At 46.5% G+C, this 20,620-nt stretch carries 18 protein-coding genes and 2 pseudogenes; 10 read left to right on the forward strand and 10 right to left on the reverse strand.

Going from position 1 to position 20,620, the window contains the following annotated elements; genetic code table 11:
- Window positions 1–6: 6 nt before the first annotated feature.
- From rpsK to rplQ, 4 genes are all read left to right on the forward strand, one after another.
- Entirely contained in the window at window positions 7–393 is a 387-nt protein-coding gene (gene rpsK, locus CCC32_RS00740; protein ID WP_042519081.1) for a 30S ribosomal protein S11, read from the forward strand.
- A gap of 83 nt (window positions 394–476) precedes the next feature.
- A complete protein-coding gene (rpsD, locus tag CCC32_RS00745) occupies window positions 477–1,082 on the forward strand; it encodes a 30S ribosomal protein S4 (protein ID WP_287071513.1) in 606 nt (201 codons plus the stop codon).
- An 11-nt stretch (window positions 1,083–1,093) separates the two neighbouring features.
- Window positions 1,094–2,086 (forward strand): DNA-directed RNA polymerase subunit alpha, encoded by a 993-nt coding sequence (locus tag CCC32_RS00750; protein ID WP_287071514.1) that lies wholly within the window; start codon window positions 1,094–1,096, stop codon window positions 2,084–2,086.
- Window positions 2,087–2,159: 73 nt separating this feature from the next.
- Window positions 2,160–2,651, forward strand: a complete 492-nt coding sequence (gene rplQ / locus CCC32_RS00755) for a 50S ribosomal protein L17 (protein ID WP_287071517.1) — start codon at window positions 2,160–2,162, stop codon at window positions 2,649–2,651.
- Window positions 2,652–3,025: 374 nt separating this feature from the next.
- Here the strand turns inward: rplQ and CCC32_RS00760 are convergent.
- Window positions 3,026–3,325 (reverse strand): annotated as a pseudogene (locus CCC32_RS00760) (IS1634 family transposase); the annotation flags it as partial.
- A 397-nt stretch (window positions 3,326–3,722) separates the two neighbouring features.
- Here CCC32_RS00760 and CCC32_RS00765 point away from each other — a divergent pair.
- Genes CCC32_RS00765 through hydF form a run of 4 tightly spaced genes read left to right on the forward strand, consistent with a single transcriptional unit; the run spans window position 3,723 to window position 8,844 of the window.
- The gene (locus CCC32_RS00765; protein ID WP_287071523.1) at window positions 3,723–5,195 is read left to right on the forward strand and encodes a monomeric [FeFe] hydrogenase; all 1,473 of its coding nucleotides are present in this window, start codon (window positions 3,723–3,725) and stop codon (window positions 5,193–5,195) included.
- Complete coding sequence (hydE, locus tag CCC32_RS00770; protein ID WP_042518156.1) at window positions 5,179–6,210, forward strand: [FeFe] hydrogenase H-cluster radical SAM maturase HydE; 1,032 nt, start codon at window positions 5,179–5,181, stop codon at window positions 6,208–6,210. Before CCC32_RS00765 ends, hydE begins: the two co-directional genes overlap by 17 nt.
- Window positions 6,211–6,218: 8 nt before the next feature.
- On the forward strand, window positions 6,219–7,640 hold the full coding sequence (gene hydG, locus CCC32_RS00775) for a [FeFe] hydrogenase H-cluster radical SAM maturase HydG (RefSeq protein WP_394358835.1): 1,422 nt from the start codon (window positions 6,219–6,221) through the stop codon (window positions 7,638–7,640).
- A gap of 7 nt (window positions 7,641–7,647) precedes the next feature.
- Window positions 7,648–8,844: a [FeFe] hydrogenase H-cluster maturation GTPase HydF gene (gene hydF, locus CCC32_RS00780; RefSeq protein WP_287071531.1), complete on the forward strand. Its 1,197-nt coding sequence runs from the start codon at window positions 7,648–7,650 to the stop codon at window positions 8,842–8,844.
- A 146-nt stretch (window positions 8,845–8,990) separates the two neighbouring features.
- Here hydF and CCC32_RS00785 read toward each other — a convergent pair whose 3' ends face one another.
- From CCC32_RS00785 to CCC32_RS00815, 8 genes and pseudogenes are all read right to left on the reverse strand, one after another.
- Window positions 8,991–10,298 (reverse strand): VapE domain-containing protein, encoded by a 1,308-nt coding sequence (locus tag CCC32_RS00785; RefSeq protein WP_287071533.1) that lies wholly within the window; start codon window positions 10,296–10,298, stop codon window positions 8,991–8,993.
- 159 nt (window positions 10,299–10,457) lie between these two features.
- Window positions 10,458–10,916 (reverse strand): DUF6078 family protein, encoded by a 459-nt coding sequence (locus CCC32_RS00790; protein WP_287071535.1) that lies wholly within the window; start codon window positions 10,914–10,916, stop codon window positions 10,458–10,460.
- A gap of 1,144 nt (window positions 10,917–12,060) precedes the next feature.
- A complete protein-coding gene (locus tag CCC32_RS00795; protein WP_287071537.1) occupies window positions 12,061–12,354 on the reverse strand; it encodes a helix-turn-helix domain-containing protein in 294 nt (97 codons plus the stop codon).
- Between the two features lie 7 nt (window positions 12,355–12,361).
- Entirely contained in the window at window positions 12,362–13,918 is a 1,557-nt protein-coding gene (locus tag CCC32_RS00800; protein ID WP_287071540.1) for an RNA-binding domain-containing protein, read from the reverse strand.
- A 96-nt stretch (window positions 13,919–14,014) separates the two neighbouring features.
- Window positions 14,015–14,926: a hypothetical protein gene (locus CCC32_RS00805; RefSeq protein WP_287071543.1), complete on the reverse strand. Its 912-nt coding sequence runs from the start codon at window positions 14,924–14,926 to the stop codon at window positions 14,015–14,017.
- A 41-nt stretch (window positions 14,927–14,967) separates the two neighbouring features.
- On the reverse strand, window positions 14,968–16,254 hold the full coding sequence (locus tag CCC32_RS00810; RefSeq protein WP_287071545.1) for a WG repeat-containing protein: 1,287 nt from the start codon (window positions 16,252–16,254) through the stop codon (window positions 14,968–14,970).
- A gap of 105 nt (window positions 16,255–16,359) precedes the next feature.
- Window positions 16,360–16,425: pseudogene (locus tag CCC32_RS12625) on the reverse strand (zinc ribbon domain-containing protein); the annotation flags it as partial.
- 578 nt (window positions 16,426–17,003) lie between these two features.
- Window positions 17,004–17,282: a hypothetical protein gene (locus CCC32_RS00815; protein ID WP_287071547.1), complete on the reverse strand. Its 279-nt coding sequence runs from the start codon at window positions 17,280–17,282 to the stop codon at window positions 17,004–17,006.
- A gap of 486 nt (window positions 17,283–17,768) precedes the next feature.
- Here CCC32_RS00815 and CCC32_RS00820 point away from each other — a divergent pair, with 486 nt between their 5' ends.
- Together CCC32_RS00820 and CCC32_RS00825 are read left to right on the forward strand one after the other, a co-directional pair.
- Window positions 17,769–19,049, forward strand: coding sequence for an ATP-binding protein (locus tag CCC32_RS00820; protein WP_502705596.1), 1,281 nt, complete (start codon window positions 17,769–17,771; stop codon window positions 19,047–19,049).
- Between the two features lie 195 nt (window positions 19,050–19,244).
- Window positions 19,245–19,484: a hypothetical protein gene (locus CCC32_RS00825; protein ID WP_022317505.1), complete on the forward strand. Its 240-nt coding sequence runs from the start codon at window positions 19,245–19,247 to the stop codon at window positions 19,482–19,484.
- 161 nt (window positions 19,485–19,645) lie between these two features.
- Here the strand turns inward: CCC32_RS00825 and CCC32_RS00830 are convergent, their stop codons facing one another.
- Window positions 19,646–20,482, reverse strand: a complete 837-nt coding sequence (locus CCC32_RS00830; protein ID WP_287071554.1) for a carboxylesterase family protein — start codon at window positions 20,480–20,482, stop codon at window positions 19,646–19,648.
- Window positions 20,483–20,620: the final 138 nt, after the last annotated feature.

Genomic DNA, 20,620 nt, shown 5'->3' on the forward strand with positions numbered 1-20,620 from the left:
AGAGTTATGGCAAAGAAAACAGTCGCAAAGAAAAGAAATGTTAAGGTTGACGCTCTCGGACAGTTGCATGTTCATAGCTCCTTTAACAACATTATCGTGTCATTGGCCAACAGCGAGGGTCAGATCATCTCTTGGTCTTCAGCTGGTAAGATGGGCTTCCGTGGTTCTAAGAAGAACACTCCTTACGCTGCTCAGATGGCAGCAGAGGATTGCGCCAAGGTCGCTTTCGACCTCGGTCTTCGCAAGGTGAAGGCATACGTTAAGGGTCCAGGTAACGGTCGTGAGTCAGCTATCCGTGCTATCCACGGTGCCGGCATCGAGGTTACAGAGATCGTAGACGTTACTCCATTGCCACACAACGGATGTCGTCCTCCAAAGCGTAGAAGAGTTTAATCAAGAAGAATACCCAATCTGCCTTGCATCGCAAGTAGTTTTTTCTGGCGATGCAGGGCATCAACAAAGATTTTTTTAATATTATGGCTAGATATACAGGTCCGAAATCAAAAATTGCGCGTCGTTTTGGTGAGCCAATCTTCGGCGCAGACAAAGTTTTGTCTAGGAGAAACTTCCCTCCTGGACAGCATGGCAACAATCGTCGCAGAAAGATGTCTGAGTACGGTGTCATGTTGGCAGAGAAGCAAAAGGCTAAATACACCTATGGTGTACTTGAGCGCCAGTTCCGTAATATGTTTGAGAAGGCTGCAAAGGCTGAAGGTATCACCGGTGAGGTGCTGCTCCAGAACCTTGAGAGCCGTCTTGACAACGTAGTATTCCGTCTTGGTATAGCTCCTACACGTGCAGCTGCCCGCCAGCTCGTTAGCCACAAGCATATCGTAGTTGATGGCAAGGTTGTTAACATACCTTCATTTGCCGTTAAGCCAGGTATGGTTGTTGGTGTTCGCGAGAAGGCTAAGTCTCTCGAGGTTATCGAGACAGCGCTCGCTGGCTTCAACCACAGCAAGTACCCATGGATCGAGTGGGACGAGAACACAAAGAGCGGCAAGTTCTTGCACAAGCCAGAGCGTGCTGATATTCCTGAGAATATCAAGGAACAGTTAATCGTTGAGTTGTACTCTAAATAATCATTAAATTAATGGCGATATTAGCATTTCAAAAACCCGACAAAGTTGTAATGTTGGAGGCCAATGACAAATTCGGCAAGTTCGAGTTCCGTCCTCTTGAGCCAGGCTTCGGTGTTACCATAGGCAACGCGTTGCGCCGCATTCTGCTTTCCTCCCTTGAGGGTTATGCCATCAACACCATCCGCATAGCTGGTGTTGAGCATGAGTTCTCCTCAGTTCCTGGAGTTAAGGAGGATGTAACTAACATTATCTTGAATTTGAAGCAAGTAAGATTCAAGCAAGTAGTAGAAGAATTCGAGAACGAGAAAGTTAGTGTCACCGTTGAGAATTCCACAGAATTCAAGGCTGGTGATATCGGTAAGTATCTGACTGGATTTGAAGTGTTAAACCCTGATTTGGTGATTTGTCATTTAGACGCAAAAGCATCAATGCAGATAGACCTTACTATCAACAAAGGCCGTGGCTACGTTCCGGCTGATGAGAACCGTGAGTTCTGCACCGATGTCAACGTAATTCCAATCGATTCAATTTACACCCCAATCCGTAACGTGAAATATGCCGTTGAGCCATATCGTGTTGAGCAGAAGACCGACTACGACAAGCTCCTCCTTGAAGTCACTACGGATGGTTCCATTCACCCGAAAGACGCACTTAAAGAGGCTGCCAAGATCCTGATTTATCACTTCATGCTGTTCTCTGACGAGAAGATCACTCTCGAGAACACTGACGTTGAGACAAACCAGGAGTTCGACGAGGAAGTTCTCCACATGCGCCAGCTCCTCAAGGCACGCCTTGTAGACATGAACCTCAGCGTTCGTGCCCTCAACTGTCTGAAGGCAGCCGACGTAGAGACACTCGGCGATCTCGTACAGTACAACAAGACAGACCTCTTGAAGTTCCGCAACTTCGGTAAGAAATCGCTTTCAGAGCTTGATGATTTGCTCGAGAGTCTGAATCTGTCGTTTGGAACCGATATTTCTAAGTACAAATTAGATAAGGAATAATATCCGCATACAGGCGAAGGAGCCATCCGGCTCCTCCTGCCGTTGCGAAACTCCTTAAAACAAGAAACAAAAAATGAGACATAATAAAAAATTCAACCATCTGGGTCGTACTGCTGACCATCGCAAGGCAATGTTGACAAACATGGCTATCTCCCTGATCAAGCACAAAAGAATCACTACGACCCTCGCAAAGGCTAAGGCCTTGAAGAAGTTCGTAGAACCTCTTATCACACGTTCAAAGAACGACACAACAACTTCACGCCGTGTAGTTTTCCGTTATCTTCAGGACAAGTACGCTGTTACTGAGTTGTTCAAAGAGATTTCTACTAAAGTGGCTGATCGTCCAGGAGGATACACACGTATCATCAAGTTGGGCATCCGTAAGGGTGACGCAGCAGAGATGGCATTCATCGAGCTGGTAGACTATGATGAGAACATGGCCAAGACTCCAAAGGCAGCTGCCAAGAAGACTCGTCGTAGCCGCAAGGCTGCTCCAAAGGCAGAGTCTCCAGTAGAGGCACCTGCAGCAGAGGAGGCAAAGGCTGAGGAAGCTAAGGCAGAATAATTCTCCGAATATATCTCATAGGAATTAATCCGTCCCATCTCGGGGCGGATTTTTTTTTGGTGCGCTTATCCCAGATATTTATGCTGTTCCCCTCAGTGAGGAGCTGTGCTTCAACATAAATATATATATAATAGTTAAGTATTACTGTCTAAGTGATAAACAAGAGCATGCATCATACGATGATATTCACTGCATTGTAGGTCAGACGGAAAATTCTTCCTGTTGTCAACAATATCTTTGCTGTAAGGTTGAGGGTGCTACAATCTAGTATTGTGATAACTTGTTTCGTCCTATTCTTAACCCAAGTTTGACCCCTTATAAAATGTATTTCTTGGTGTTCAGCGTTTTACGCTTTTCATTTGTGCGACTGTGTACTACAAACTTTTCTGGATTTTGATTTTTCTGAATGGCATTTTCTTATACTTCAGTCGTTCATAAATATCATTTGCAGACTTATTCGGTTCGCTGCAAAGCCTCATTTGGACTTTCTCGCCAAGAGCATTCAGGGCCTCCGTGGTGCCTGCCTTCTGCGTTGACAACCTTCGTACTATCTCTGTCCAGTAGCATGTCTCACCTGTCTGTTTGAGTTTGTAGCGGATTGTATTGACTATCCAGTATGCGAGCAGTCCAATGAAGAGGTGGGCATCCGATCGGTCATCTTTCTTGTGGTGTATCAATGTTAACAGATACAAAGGTATGAATTTATTCAGCATGTTGTATATGATGGCACCTCATTTCTTTATAATTTCATTCAGTTCAGCAATGGATTGTATATATGGCATACTTGCAGTCTTTTGTTTTTTTAAGGTGTCTTTTGCTCGTTTCTGATTCTCAGTATCCCGCTATTACTCCTTAATCCTCGGATGAAATCCACTCTTCCCAAAATCACAATCCAGGCGGGCCTGATGGCCGATTAAGGCTAAAACAGGCGTCATTACCGGTATTTGGCTCCTCTTCTATCAAAAAAAATGAATTTCCTTTGCCTCTCTCAAAGCTTTCTTATAACTTTGCCCAAAGTTTTGCGCCAGACTGTTCTGGCTGTTGTTTAACCTATAAATCTGAAATAAGAATATGCCATTTACGAACAATGTCATGATTGTCCGTCACAAGCTGTTGACCGAACTTGTGAAGCTATGGAAAAATGACGAATTAGTAGACCGCATTGACCGTCTGCCTATCCAATTGAGTCCCCGCCGTTCAAAACACGAAGGACGTTGCTGTGTACACAAAGAGAGAGCAGTATGGAGATATAAGTCACTTCCGTTGTTGGGCATGACGATGGAAGACGAAACCGACGAGCTGACACCTCTCTCAGAATTTGCTTTCCGCGCCATGAAGAGAGCCGGCAGCGGTGCTCCAAGAGAAGATATCCTTACCGTTATCGACGAGGCTTGTTCATCCTGCGTTCAGATCAATTATGAAATCACCAATCTGTGCCGAGGATGTATCGCCCGCCATTGTATGACCAACTGTCCCAAGAAGGCCGTCCATCTGAAGAAGAACGGACAGGCATTCATCGACCACGACGCTTGTATCAGCTGTGGTATCTGCCACGACAGCTGTCCATACCATGCCATCGTATACATACCCGTTCCTTGCGAGGAGTCATGCCCGGTAAAGGCAATCAGCAAAGACGAGCGTGGCATAGAGCATATCGACGAGAGCAAGTGTATATACTGCGGAAAATGTCTCAACGCATGTCCGTTTGGCGCCATTATGGAGGTATCCCAGGTATTCGACGTGCTCTATAGAATCCGTAGCAAGAAGAAGCTCGTGGCCATCGTTGCCCCTGCAATCCTCGGCCAGTTCAAGGCAGAGAAAGACCAGGTCTACGGCGCACTCCGCGAGATGGGCTTTGCCGACGTCATCGAGGTGGCACAGGGCGCCATGGAGACCGTAGAGCGTGAGGGCCACGAGCTGCTGGAAAGACTCGAAGAAGGTCAGCCCTTCATGACCACCTCTTGCTGTCCTTCATACAAGGAGATGGTGAAGAAACACGCTCCCGACATGGCGAAATACGTTTCCGACACCCGTTCGCCGATGTATTACGCCGCCCGTCTGGCAAAGCAGCAGCATCCAGACGCCGATGTAGTGTTCATCGGTCCGTGCGTTGCCAAGCGCAAGGAAGCCCAGAGCGACGAAGCTGTGGACTTCGTTCTCACATTCGAGGAAATCTCTTCCGTGATCGACGGACTGGGCATCGACATGGGCACAACCACTCCATATAGCATGGCGGTGCAGTCGGTGCGCGAGGCACATGCTTTCGGAGAGTTGGGTGGCGTGACAGGCGCCGTGAAGGCATATCTCAAGGAGAAAGCCGAGTCATTGCAGGCAATCCAGGTTTCCAACCTGACAAAGAAGAACATCGCCATGCTGCGGGCTTACGGCAAGTCAGGAAAGGCTCCTGCCAAGTTCATCGAGGTCATGGCATGCGAGGGCGGATGTATCACCGGACCTTGCGTCCACAATGAGCTGAAAGCCGGAAAGCGCCAGTTCGACAAGGAATTGGGCAAGGAGACAAAGACCTATGATGATATGGATTGACAAACTACGCAGAGACCATGCTCTCGCGCCAGACGAATACCGGCAGCTGCTGGCAACGACAGACACCGATGCCGTGGAATATCTGCATCGGCAGGCGCGGGAGGTGGCTCTCAGGCAGTTTGGTCATGACATCTATATACGCGGACTGATAGAGGTGGGCAACCGCTGCCGCAACAATTGCTACTATTGCGGCATACGGGCAGCCAACATGTCGGTGGCGCGTTACGAACTGACAAAAGAACAAATCCTGACCTCTTGCCGGGAAGGCTATAAGCTGGGCTTCCGCACTTTTGTATTGCAAGGTGGCGAGAAGTCTGGCTCTTATGCTATGTGGGAAGACGTGGTCAGCGAGATACGCCTCGCCTATCCCGACTGTGCCATCACGCTCTCGCTGGGCGAGATGACGAGGAGCGAATACGAGGGACTGTTCCGTGCCGGCGCCAACCGCTATCTGCTGAGGCATGAAACATATAATGCCGACCATTACCGCAGGCTCCATCCGGAGTCTATGTCAAGAGAACACCGGCTGCAATGTCTGCAATGGCTCAAAGAAACCGGCTATCAGACCGGCACCGGCATCATGGTGGGCAGCCCCGGACAGACTCTGGACCATCTGGTGGAGGACATCTGCTTCATCCGGCGTTTCCAGCCGCAGATGATAGGCATCGGACCCTTCATACCCCAGCATGACACCCCCTTCAGGGATTGCCGTCCGGGAAGTGCCGACCTCACCCTGCGCCTGCTCTCCATCTTCCGCCTGATGTTCCCGTCGGTGCTGATACCAGCCACTACGGCGCTCTCCACACTCCTGCCCGACGGCAAGGCCCGGGGTATACTGGCAGGAGCCAATGTGGTGATGCCAAACCTCTCGCCGGCGGCATACCGCTCCAGCTATGCGCTCTACGACAACAAGGCGGCGATGGGCACGGAGGCAGCCGAAGGGCTGGCCCTGCTGAAACAAGAATTGGATAAAATCGGGTATCGTATATCTACGGCTCGTGGTGATTTTAAATGAATAATGACATGGACAAGATCTTTAATCCTGCCTCCGGTGAGGCAGAAGAGTTTATCAACCATCAGGAGATTCTCGATACGCTGCAATACGCATCGGAGCATAAGAACGATCGGGAGCTGATAGAGAATCTGCTTGAGAAGGCGGCGAAATGTGGCGGACTGACCCACCGTGAGGCTGCCGTGCTCCTGGAGTGCGACGTCCCCGATCTGGTAGACCGCATCTTCCATCTGGCAAAAGAGATAAAGCAGCGCTTCTACGGCAACCGCATCGTGATGTTCGCACCGCTCTATCTCTCCAACTATTGCGTGAACGGCTGCGTATATTGTCCGTACCACGCCAAGAACAAGACCATACCTCGCCGCAAGCTCACCCAGGAGGAAATCAAGCGGGAGGTCGTAGCCCTGCAGGATATGGGTCACAAGCGTCTGGCGCTCGAAGCCGGCGAAGACCCGCGCAATAATCCTATAGAATACATCCTGGAGTCTATCCGGACCATATACGGCATCCATCACAAGAATGGAGCCATCCGCCGCGTCAATGTGAATATCGCCGCCACCACGGTGGAGAACTACCGCCGCCTGAAAGACGCCGGCATCGGCACGTATATCCTCTTTCAGGAGACATACCACAAGAAGCACTACGAGGAACTCCACCCCAGAGGTCCCAAGAGCAACTATGCCTACCACACCGAGGCTATGGACCGCGCCATGGAGGGCGGCATCGACGATGTGGGCATCGGCGTTCTCTTCGGTCTCAACCTCTATCGCTACGATTTCGTGGGCCTCATGATGCACGCCGAGCATCTGGAGACAAAGTTCGGAGTAGGTCCACACACCATCAGCGTGCCCCGAATCTGTCCGGCAGACGATATCTCAACAGAGGACTTCCCCGACGCCATTTCCGACGAGATGTTCGAGCGCATCGTCGCCGTCATCCGCATCGCCGTTCCATACACCGGCATGATCATCTCCACCCGTGAGTCAGAGGCCGTGCGCCGCCGTGTGCTGGAGCTTGGCGTGTCGCAGATCAGCGGCGGTTCGCGCACCAGCGTGGGAGGCTATGCCGACTCAAAGCCGGAGCATACCGAGCAGTTTGACGTCAGCGACCATCGCTCGTTGGACGAGGTGGTGGGCTGGCTGCTCGATCTGGGACATATCCCGAGCTTCTGCACCGCCTGCTATCGCGAAGGACGCACCGGCGACCGCTTCATGTCGCTGCTCAAGGCCGGACAGATAGCAAACTGCTGCGGACCGAATGCCCTGATGACGCTGCAGGAGTATCTCGAAGACTATGCCTCGCCAGAGACCCGGGCGAAGGGACAGCAGGAGATTGCCAAGGCGTTGGAGCATATCCCGAACCCGAAGATAAAGGCGATTGCCACGAAGCGGCTGGAAGAGATAAAACAAGGAAAGAGAGATTTCAGATTCTGACACAGATATGGAGAATACACCACAGGTTTCCCGCTTGCATATAGCCCTCATAGGGAAGAGAAATGCCGGCAAGTCGTCACTGCTCAACGCATGGTTGGGACAGGACGTTTCTATCGTGTCCAGCGTTGCCGGAACTACCACCGACGCCGTGAGGAAGGCTGCCGAACTCCCCGGACTGGGGGCTTGTGTGATTATCGACACACCGGGATTTGACGACACCGACCAGCAGCTGGGACATCTGCGCGTTGGCAAGATGCAGACTGCCGTGAAGCAGGCCGACATCGTAATTCTGGTGGCTGTCGGACCAGTGCTCACGCCGGAAGAACGGGAGTGGGCTTCTTGGCTCAAGCTCAAGAAGACCCCCTGGCTCCTTGCCCTGGGCAAGGCAGACACCATGGAGGATGCAGAACAGGCAGCCGACCGTCTGTCCGGCGAACTGGATGTGCCCGCCGTGGCTGTCAGCGCCTTGCGCCGCAGCGGGTTCTCCAGGATGATGCAGCTGCTGCTCCAGCTCCTGCCGCCCGATTTCGGCAAGGAGACCATCACGGGCAGTCTTGCCGCTGAGGGCGACAGGGTGTTGCTCGTGATGCCACAGGACAAGGAGGCGCCGAAGGGACGCCTTATCCTCCCACAGGTGCAGACCATCCGTGAACTGCTCGACAAACGGTGCATTGTTTCCTGCTGCACTCCCGACAAGCTGGCTGCTGCTCTCGCCTCGTTCCGGGAGAGTCCACACCTGATAATCACCGATTCGCAGGTCTTTCCGCAGGTGTACGGACAGAAGCCAGCCGACAGTCGGCTGACATCCTTCTCCGTGCTCTTCGCCGCCTACAAGGGCGATGCCGTGGCGTTGAAACAGGGAGCGGAGAGCATAGCCCAGCTTACAGACCGTTCTCATGTGCTGATAGCCGAAGCCTGTGCCCATGTGCCGGCGGGCGAGGATATCGGCAGGGTGAAACTGCCGCGTCTGTTGCGCAAGAGGGTGGGCGAGGGCCTTCAGGTCAGTTTCGTCAATGGCCGTGATTTCCCCGAAGACCTCTCGCCATACGATCTCGTTATCCATTGCGGCGCCTGCATGTTCAATCGCCGTTATGTGTTAGACCGCATCCGTTCCTCACAGTCGCAAGGTGTGCCCATCACCAATTATGGCATGGCGATAGCCTATCTCACCGGCATCCTGCATAAGATAGACTTCGCAGGATAGTCTGTTGGAATATATGAAAAACTTGATTTCTCCAGAAACTGTCAGATTGTCTGGTTTTTGCTCTAACGCATTGATAATCTGATGATTATCGACCTGACAGTTGCTTTGGATTGTCTGGACAATTCGTCATCCTCAAGGGTGGAATGTCATTTGTCCACCAGTTCCACGAGGAACTCGTTGCCTCGCCATGTCCTCCTCGACGTCATTCCGGGCAGCGCCTTCAGCCGGCGGCTGAGTGTCGTGAGATTGGTAGAAGCCATTGCCGCCGCACCCGCCTTCTGGCGCAGATGCTGAAATATCGCCACCGTGGTCATATACTCACCCCTGCCGTTCTCCTTGCCGATGCGGAAATACTCTTTGAAGAAATCCTCCGCCGCCATAGTGCGCTGAAACCTGTCGTTGCTCATCGTCAGCAGCTCCGTTTCCAGTTTGTCGAAATACCAGCGGCGCCCGCTCTCTATCTCGCTCAGCGCCTGGGCATAGAGCTGGGTGTAGTCTATTGGCGTCGACACGTCGATGGGCCGGTTGAAATCCACACAGATGAAGCGGCGGCTCCCCGACGGGTCGCTCAGCACATTCTGCATGTTGCTCGTGGCGATGAACGATGCCCGGCGCGGCAGTTCCTCGATGGCGGTTCCCCACGGGCGCTTCATCTTCACCGCCGGCAGCTGCACCACATTCTTCAGAAATCCCTCCTGCAGCTTCGGCGAAATTTGGTTGAACTCGTCCAGATTGATGAGCAGCAGTTCCGACATCGCCCTCAACACCTGCTTCTTCTCTGCCAGCTGCAGACTGTCGCAATATCCCCATTTCAGTTCCGGCGGCAGCAGCCGGCGGCAGAACGTGCTCTTGTTGAAACCCTGGTCGGAGATGAGCAGCGGCACGTTGCTGTTGCCATACAGCTCCCCCGTCTTGCCCGTCCATTGCGCCACCATCCCCAGGAACCACGTGTGGAATCTCTCCCTCCACTCCGGGTCCTCCGTCGGCACCGTGTCGGCGAGTCTGCCGATATGGTCGCTGCCGTCCCAGCGGCCCTCACATTTGGCGAGGAAGTCGCCGATGGGGTCGAAGCAGCCGATGAAGTCAGACCCCACATAGTTTCTCACGTCATTGAACCCCACGGCGATGCCCGCCAACTGCACCTCCAGCGTGATTCTCTTCAGCGCCCTCATGTCGAGCATCAGGAACGTGCCGTTGCCGTCCCTTTTCATATACTCCGTGCATTCAGTCACCGTGTTGTATCTCAACACATACCTCCGCCTGATATGCTCCACCATCCTCACCACATGTGAGCACCTCGTCGGAATCCTCTCCCCGGTCTCATTCTCCGTGTTCGTCACTTCCGTTTCCTCACTCGTTTGAGTCCTGTTCATTCTCTCAAACCACTTCTCCGAGGTCTTGGCAGATATCCTCAACCTTCCCCTTTTGTTTGTTCTTATGCTTTTTGTTTTCATGGTATTGTCTGTTTTTTTAGCCAAATGGCCGATTTGGAATTTTAGTCTGTTTTGGTTCAGAATTGGGCACGGTGCTTGCCCAACATGGGCAAGGTGCTTTCTCAATAGGGGCAAGCAGCTTGCCCCGGTTGGGCATCTTTCCTGTCCGTTTCGTGCCCATTATTTATTTAAAAAGCTGACCATCTCTTCGTAGAAGTCAAACTCCACGTCGTCATACCCATAGTCGGCGAAAATCCTCTTTATCTTCTCCTGCTGGTTTTCCGTCAGTTTCCACGCCCCCGAGTCGTATCTCGAAAAGTCCCTTCTGTTGCTCATTGTCTTGATGATGTCGTGGCGTATGGCCTTATAGTCGCATGCCTTCACATTGCCGAGAGCCTTCTTGAATCCCCATGCCACCTTTATCTTCTTCATCTTATGAAACAGTTTGCATCCTTCCACCGGATTCGTGGTCGGCAGGATACATTTCCCACACAGGTCCTTCTGTTTCATCTTTCTGATGACATGCCATCTCGTGCATCTCTTCTTTATCTCGCAGTTTTCGTTCAAACAATGAACCCAATTGTACGGTGTCGTGAATTCTCCCTTCACGAAATCCGAATACTTGATTTCATAATGCATACTCAATGCTTTTTTAAAGTTTATAATTATATTATCCCGGTCCTTTGTTCAGCCCTGATGATTGATCAGAGCTTGGCGAGACAGTGATGCAGTCGTGCGCGCTTCGCTCCATCCCGTGTCCGCTTTCCAGTCCGTATGCCTATAAAATAAAGTCCATTTTCCCCTCATGTCATATTCCATCCCCTTCCATACGATTATTTCTTCTTATTCCCAACCATCCAGACAATCACCCGATGGTTTTCACCATGCAAAAAATGCGGAAGCGTCTGAATTACAGATACTTCCGCATTGGCGACCAGATGGCTGACGGTTTTTTTGAAAAAAGTGGGTGAATTGGATATTATGACCGATTAGAGCTAAATCGGTCGGATTTCCGGTCGGATTTCCGGTCGGATTATATTCCACATTCTCTAATGCCAATATCCGTTTCAAAACAACTCTTCCTGCATTCACGTGTGAACAGCATCCCGTAGAATAAGAGATTTATCTCCTTTCATTATCGCTATAAATCATATAGCAACACGACTATTCTATATTTGCACTCACTTTTTTATAAGAAAATGTTACATAATTTATGAAAATGTTTGTTTTGTTTAAATGAATTTAATAATTTTGTAGCGTTTCCACGCCGATACCATCGTCGTCATGACGTTTCGTGTCATTCAGATGTCCGGCAACAGCGATTGATGCCGATTGGGGAAGGGATGGGGACACGACATATAGAAGGCGTTTACTTGACGCTTTGTTCTTGACTCTCTGAAACTTCGCAAACTTTAGATACTGTCAACGAACCGAGCAACGGTAGATGTCTACGGGTGTGATTATATCACGGCCAGTGGAGTATTGTACCTATGTGTATTTTTTTGCATATAGGTTTCAACTACTCCATGTGGCGGCATATATATATCATATCGGCGTGGGCTCTAGCGTTGTCTGTTCTACAGTATCGGGCAATGCGAAGGCCTCAGAGAGTGGGACAGACGACGAGCGGTTCCCACGCTTGAACCAGTATGTGTTTTGTAAGTGTCTGTAAATCAAAAGAAACTTTACGGAATCAAGCGTAAATGATACCATAAAGTTCCCATTGTCTGCAAGAAATCAGTCTTGCGCTGTTTACATCAGAAAATGAATTGCTTGATGCAAATTAGCGATTAACATCCATTAACTCCGCTTTTGCTGTTTCAATGGCAGGAAGTTTCAATTCATCTTCATCCTCCAAATCGCTTAGAATTTTATCAGCAAGCCAAAGAGTTAGCATTTCCTTTTCGTCCACTTTGAAGTATGTTGCCATTTGAATTACTTGGCATCTTTTTGCTCGTCTGTCCCCGCGTTCAATCTTGCTGAACATGGGTGTGTCTATTTCTAAGTATGCAGCCACTTGACGCTGCAATATTCCTTGTTCGTCTCTAAGAGACCTTATCTTGTTTCCTAATAACATATCCGTTTTATTCTTTGTCTAATATTACGATTTCCCAATAGCCTCCATATCTACCACCTGTTCGTTTAATTTTGCCTAATTCACGAAGTTTACGTATTTGCTTCTCAACTCCTCGTGAAGACATATTCAATTGCATTGCGATTTCAGCGGCTGTTATATGTGGGTCTTGTTTTATAATATCTATAATCAAGTCCTTTGTTTCCGAACTTCTTTCCGAACTTTTCGTTTTTGTTTCCGAACTTCTTTCCGAACCAAGTATGTCTGTTTCCGAACTGTTGCTATTCGTTTCTGAACTTTCACGACATCCTTCATGAACAGGAATAGTAACCAAGAACGTCAAGCGGTCATCTGTAGTTTCAAAGATGGCACGTGGTGAACCATTCTCTGCTAACTTTGTTTGTATTGTTGGAACACCAGTTGAGCGACCCTCTGTAAGGTCAAGTTCTTTTAAGAAATCACCCAAACGACGGTTGCGATAGCGACGGCTTTTTAGCATATCGCCCTTTTCTATATCCTCCTTGGAGATGCTTCTGTCAGGTCCAGGACAATTGAGTATAGAGATTCCGCTTGGTTCAATGGTAATCTCTATTGGTTCATGCTGCAAGAAATCTCTGTGATATACAGAGTTTACAACTGCTTCCTCAATAGCATCGTATGGATAGTTCCAAAAACGTTCTGCCTCCTGCCTACCGGAAATCTTACGCACATGCTCTTTGAGTACATTGCTCTTGATGTAATCCATTGTCTGTTTTATCATCTGCGGAACACTGCCTTTGAATGTAACTTCTGTGAAATTGTTTGGATCATTCATCTTTCCGTTAGGGAATGTCACTACATCAATCTGAGTGTAAGGGAAGAACTTGCTTGGATTCTCGCAGAACATCATGGCTACCACATTGCGAAGCAAACGGTTTTCTTTTGGTCCTGTGTACAGTTCCATTTGGTCAAGTATGGTAGGAAGCGGAGTCGTTATCACATCATCAGCCAGTTTGCTACCCACTTTGACAAGATAATCACGAAGAAGCACCAGAGAAATATCTTCCAACTGGATGTCGCTATTGCCTCGTTCATCAAAAGGCACACGATTAGCCAACTCTCGTAATTCAACGAGCGCTTCGCCTCTTGCTTCAATGCTACTTGTACCACTGCGGATGTAGAAGTATTCTTTGGTTCCTTTCGCCGTTACATTTACAGGTACAGAATAAGGGCGATAACTACCAGCAGGACACCATATAACAATCAACTGCTTCCCATCTACTTCCTCTACAGAAGTTCGGGGTAAGTAGTATGGAGTCATTTTGTTGTTGTAGCCCACCATCTCTTGCAAAATGTTATCTATATTTTCCATTGGCACGCCTTCTACAGGTCGTATTGCCATGCCAGTCTTATCATCGGTATCTACACCTACAATGATATATCCACCACCAAGGTCATCAAAGTCATTGGCGAAAGCACATATACTGTGATATATGCTTCCTGGGTTCCAACCTTTCTTAAACTCAATGCGGTTGGATTCAATCTTCTGCTTGTTAAGCAGATCGTTTATGTTTATTGCGAGTGCCATAATTCATATGGTTATATTTAATCCAAGATTTTGTTATTTACGGTTGTAGATTCTTGTATGTTTTTCTACTCGTTCATATTATATATGAAGAATCCATCACAAACAGAGAATTTGTTGTTTTGAAAACTTTTCTAAGTCTCTTTTCTCTTCACATTTATAAAAAGAACGTACTATGAGACTGTTTTCTATACAATAATTAGTTTGCCCATATTTTAACCACATAATATATTTAACTTGCTGAAATTCAAACAACAAATATTCTGTCTTTATTGTTATGGGATTAATTTTATTATATGCAACTACTAAGGATAGTAGTGATTTTGGAAGATTGTTCACATCTACAAAAGGAATGTTTTCATTCAAGGTTCCTCCTACCTTGCTATTCATAAGAGGATAATAATGCCTTGTGAGTACATGGCAGTATGTATATATGTCCGCAAACACATTTATGTTATTAATTACTATTTTGTCGTATTTTTCCTTTTGGGGCTTCTCGTCAAAATACAATCGTACCTTATACATTATATGGAAAAAGACCGCTTTCATATAGGTCGTTTTTCCACTAATAACAATCGGATTTTCGGTCAAATTGTTAACTTCCTTCCATTTGCGGTTAAATAAAGGCTTTAATATTGTTATATATAATCCTTTTCCACTGTTCAACTGCTCACTCCAATCCAACATTAATTCCTCAAAAAGAGTTTTATGCCGTTTTCTCTCTTCATCCAATATATAACCATCATAATCATAAACATTTTTCGAAAAGTCTATGATTCCGTCTTTCCCCGTAGCGTATATTAGAATCAATAAATTAAAAGCGTAATCTTTTGCCTCTTTTATGCTAAAAATATCAAATACTTTATTATTATTATCATCACGTAAAATTCTCATGTTGTCAAACAGAAAATTCTTTTCATGCCATTTGAGTCGTTTTATATTTTTACGTTCACATACAAACTTATGCATATAACGTTCCAATGGAATCTTGCACTTTTCAAAAGTGTTCATTTCCTTTAGTTCTGTTCTTGTATAAAGCATTTGTCTTGATTTTAATTAAAAGTATCGTGTCCGAATCTGTCAACATATCCATATTTTCCATAACGTTGTACTACTGCAAAACCTTCAGAAAACTCAAACGCATCATCGTAATTAAATGGAATAACAATTTGGTTATGTTCATTGATGTATCCGTATTTTCCATCTTTTTTCACAGGTATCAAACCTTCATTAAAAGACCAACCGCTATAATCAATTTCATAAATAGGAGGTATAACTATCTGCCCTGTAGCTTTGTCCGCAAATCCATATTTATTGTTAATTCCAATAAGAACATATTTATCATCAAATCCATTTGCTATAAATGAATATTTGCAAGGAATTGTGAATTCTCCTCGAGTATTCACCAATCCTTCCCAACCGTTTTTGTCTTTAATGGTACAATATCCCTTTCTGAAACCTTCGATGTTTTGTGTCTCAAAAAAATCAGTTGCCTGTTTTCCATTTTTATAAATAAATGCTCCTTCAAATGCAGTTTTGTGCATAACGGGAAAACCATTCTTGTCATGTGAAAATGTCAATCCGCCTCTATATCTCATTGATAATCCTGATGAAAATGGGAAACCTGTTAGACCTGTTTGGAATGGAATTACAATTTTGCCAGTTTTGTCTATATACCCCCATTTATCATCAACAACACCATCTTCCCCTCCATCAATACTTACTCCCACAAGTCCTTCGCTAAAGCCACAATCATTATAAAGATTCTCATATTTACAGGGAATTACAAGTTTGCCATTCTTGTCCACAAAACCAATCAGACCATTTTTACGGACATCTGCCAACCCTTCACTAAATGTCCCACAATATTCATAATCAAATGGAACGACAACATTACCTTCTAAGTCTATAAAACCTGACGTTTCATTAATAAATGCAGCAGCCAGACTGTCATCTTTACAAAGATTTATATTATCATATTTACATGGAATAACCATGTTTCCTTGCCGATTAATAGCACCTTTTTTATCTCCAAGTGTTACTACGGAAATGCCTTTGTCATAATCTTTCGCATCATCGTATTTGCAAGAGATTATTTCATTGCCTAATTTATCGATAAAACCATATTTTTTCCCCTTGCAAACTCTAGCAAGCCCCTCATGAAATTCATAGAGTCTATCATATTTTTTAGTGGCTGCTGTCAACTCTTGTGAAACTTGGTTGATTGATATGTCTGCTATTTTTTTTCTACCAAATATTCCCCACAAGCCCCAGATTAAAAGCAACAACAATAAAATGAAGAAGAAAATAACACATTTCTTCTTTTGAGTAACTCTCATCTGAACTTTGTTTGTGTCCTCTACCATTATATCTTTAGTTTTGGGAGTACACTTCTCTTTAAAAGCGGAAATGTTATCCGTTATATCGAGATTTGCATGTAAAGGTTTACCGCAATAGCGACAAAACGAAGAGTCCTTATCTATAGACTTACCACAATATTTACAATACATACCAATGTAGCAATTTAGTTATTTCAATATAAACTTATAATCTGTGTGACATTATACTATTAAGTTGCAAAGCGTCATCCATTAAATGCTGTTTGGTATTATCCTCCAATGTTATTGCTCAGAGGTTAGATTAAACCAATAGACTTTCTTTTGATAGAATTGTCAATTATTGACTACAAAAGTAGGAAATCTTATTCAGACGAAAGAATAAATAACTGGAAATCTTTATTTTTGGCATCGCATTTCTATAATTTGAGGCGATTTGCAGTAACCAACGCTACAAATCGCCTCTCATTGGTATGCTCGGCATGAGCTTATTCTAATGGGTGCAAGTCCCTAACAAGCCCTAATAGCGGGAATTATATAGCCAATAGCAAGGGTGTCCACTGCGAGGTGGAATCTGAAAGAAGCAGGCGGCAAACATCTGGCCTAGCGTACAGAAACTTCATATAAGGCATATGACCATGGATGAGATTGCCAAACAAATCAAAGTCCTATAGCTATTCGGAACGGTCGGTGTAAATGAAGTGGGTAGATGGAAAGACAATGCCCTTATCCGAGGAGGTCTCACGGACGCTTCAAATAGTTTTTTTACGAAAGAAGTGAGATTTTAGCTCTTCCTTAGGCATTCTCTTCTTTTTTGGACTTGCACTGTTAGCATCCGAGCTTGCACTGTTGTTGGCGCTACTAGTAACTTGACATATTGTGTTATCACCAGAGATTGATAGGTCTAATCCAAACATATTAGTGCTTTTTGCAGGCAAACGATAGCGCATACCACGTCCATATCCGTAAGCCTCTAACAGATCATTTTTTACCATCAACTTCAGCAGCTCTGAAATAGCTGATTTGTGCATATTCAGTACATAACGGAGACGCTCGTTCGTGACGTCTCCCTCATCACATGCTAATCTTCCCGTCTGTAAAATAAGCCTGTTTAAACAGGCTTATTCTGCAAACAGGTGTTTAGGCGTTGATAATCAGGTAGTTGGAGGTGTAATTTAATTCTGGGAGGCACGGATTTGGGGCTCTTTGCTTCATATTATGCATTGAAAAAGGGCTGAAAAGGGCTGATTTTGCAAAATAAGCTTGTTTTTATGAGCTTATTTCTACAAAATTTGCAGATTAGGAGAAAATAGGCTATATTTGTAGCCTAAAATGCGATTGTTATGGAGTATACGGCAATTTTGGAGAAGCAGATATTGGGGAGATTGAAAGTTGACAATCCCTGGTGGACAGAAGGAAAGGTTCCATCTTTTTATGGAAAGATGAGTCCCAGACTATATCTTGATATCTTTTATCCCTTGGTGAAGGATGTCGACATTCAACGTGCTATTATATTGATGGGACCTCGGCGAGTAGGCAAGACCGTGATGATCTATCATTCGATAAAAAAGCTGATAGACGAAGGGGTCTCACCGCAGAATATCATTTATGTGTCGGTGGAGACTCCGATATATAACAATATTCTTTTGGAGCAATTGTTTAATCTGGCATGTCAGATTCTTGGCAAGGAGAAGGGCAAGGAGCAGTTTTTTGTCTTTTTTGACGAGATACAATATTTGAAAGACTGGGAGATAAATCTTAAGTCTTTGGTGGATACATACCACAATGTGAAATTTGTGGCATCTGGTTCTGCAGCTACAGCACTCAAGAAGAGCAGCAATGAGAGCGGAGCCGGGAGGTTTACTGATTTCAATCTGCCGCCATTGCTTTTCTTTGAGTATATCCATCTGCGCGGCTATGATATTATCATGCGTGAATCCAAAGTGGAGTGGGGCGGCATAGAGAGTGCTGTATATGATTCCATTGACATGGGCCAATTGAATGAGCTTTTTCTGGATTATATCAATTTTGGAGGTTATCCAGAGGTGGCTTTCTCAGCTCGTATTCAGAAAGATCCCAGCCAGTTTGTGCGTCATGACATTGTTGACAAGGTCTTGTTGTGCGATTTGCCGAGTCTTTACGGTATTTCCGATGTGCAAGAACTTAATTCCTTGTTTACTATGATAGCTTATCATAGTGGGATGGAGTTCTCGTATGATGGAATGTCGAAAGAATCAGGGGTTAAGAAGGAAACCATTCGTAGGTATATACAATATCTGGAGGCTGCTTTCTTGATAAAAGTGGTGAATAAGACCGATGATACGGCAAGGAGGTTTCAGCGCCAGACCACGTTCAAGATTTATCTGACGAACCCCTCTTTGAGGTGTGCTTTATTTGAGCCGGTGAAGATGACAGATGGAAATATCGGTGACATGATAGAGACGGCTGTTTATTCACAGTGGATACCGCGCGATGAGCGTATCGCATATGCAAACTGGAAAATAGGCCGCACTCAGGGAGAGGTGGATCTGGTAGGTATTAATGATGCCTTGCAGAAGCCAAGTTGGGCGGTGGAAGTGAAATGGACTGACCGTTTCTTCGACAGACCCTCAGAATTGTCTTCGTTGAAGTATTTCATGGAAAAGAATCATTTGTCTCAGGCCTTGGTCACAACTATAGGGCAGAGAGGCAGGAAGGATATGGATTTCGGCACACTGCATTTTATTCCGTCAGCCTGCTATGCCTATACTGTTGGCGAAAACACTTTGCGACAGGCGAAGAGAAGCTTTGGCTTGTGATATCTGTTAATAAGATTGGCGTGTTGCTTATCTGAAAATCCCCCAAAATCCAGTCAAGCTCTGATGAACGATTCTGGGCTAACGGGATAAACAAGGATTATATTCTAAAGAGTTAAAATCCGAGCAGGCTCTGATGGCAGATTCGGGGAAAAGCAGGACAAACAGAGATAAAAACAATAAAATCAAGATAAAAATATGACAAAGAAAAGCCTTCTTATCAAAGACACTACGGTGGATGAACGAATGGCAATCGTGAAGGAGTCGCTTAACTTCTGCGACGGTGATTGCGATGGAGTGGATATGGATGACATGTATGACGACTATATCTTCGGTCGTCGTGAACTTGCCGATATCAATCTGGAATTCAGCCGGAAACATGCCGGTGAGGTGGTGCCAAACCGTCCTTCGGCACCTCGCGGCTGCATGGGACGGTAACCATTTGCATTGGCATGAAAAAACGGATTGTCTGGAGCGTTGTTGGCTTCGGACAATCCGTTTTTTTTGTTTCAATTAAGGCTTTGGGGCTGAACTTCAAATGGTCATCAAAATTTGTTTGACTAAACTCCACCTCGCCCATCAACCCGATTCAAGCTGAATCACTTTATAGTCGTTTCATACACCGTTTCGGGGTCAGCCTTGCCGAAGTCCATGTCGCAGTAGGCTTTGGGGAGGTCGGACATGTCGAGGGTTATCTCCTTGTTTACGGGGCGGTCGGGGGCGAGCAGGGAGTGGGAGAAGAGCCAGTCGTAGGTCTTGCGCATATAGAAGAAGCGTGCCGGAGCACCGTGGTTGGCGCCCTGCAGCCAGGTGTAGCGCAGACGGGAGTCGTTGCCGGACTTCTCGAGGTCGTTGACCACCGATTTAGACTGGCTTATGGATACCGCCCTGTCGGCAGTGCCGTGGATTATCCAGAGGGGCAGCTTGCCGAGCGGCGTGCGGTCTTTCTTCGAACAGCCGCCACACATAGCCAGAGCCGCCGCCACTTTGTCGGGATATGTGCAGGCGAAGTCGAGGGTGCCATATCCGCCGAGACTCATTCCGATGACATACACACGGGTGGAGTCGCAGGCATAGTTCTGTTTCGTCCATTCCAGCACGTCGTTTATCTTCTTCGGGTTCCACGCTCCGCCGGGGTTTTGCGGCACCACCACCAGAGCGTCTACCTGCCTGCCCTTCACTATGGCGTCGAGTGGTCCGTAGCGTCTAACCCTGTTCAGGTCTCTTCCGCAGAGGCTCTGTCCGTGCAGGAATATTATCACCGGAGTCTCGTTGAGAGTGTAGTAATATTCCGTTGGGGTGTAAACCCAGAAGTTGTAGCCACCGGGTATGGCGTCTTTCACGGGGCGTATGAAGTCGTATTGGGCTTTAGTCTGTAATGATGCCGACAGGATGAGCGTCAGCATGAAAATGATTCTCCTTATTATATTTGGCATGTCTTTATGTTTTGTTCTAAGAGAAAACGCAGATGGGTAGTGGTTTATTGTGTCGGGAGGGGTGTAATGTGGTGTCGTTATTGGAATTTTGGGTAGGAAACGCAAGATGCAAGTAGAAAATAACGACCGGTTTATGTT

The sequence above is a fragment of the Prevotella sp. LMAG:51 genome (genome assembly GCF_008680225.1).
GTDB classification, from domain to species: Bacteria; Bacteroidota; Bacteroidia; order Bacteroidales; family Bacteroidaceae; genus Prevotella; species Prevotella pectinovora.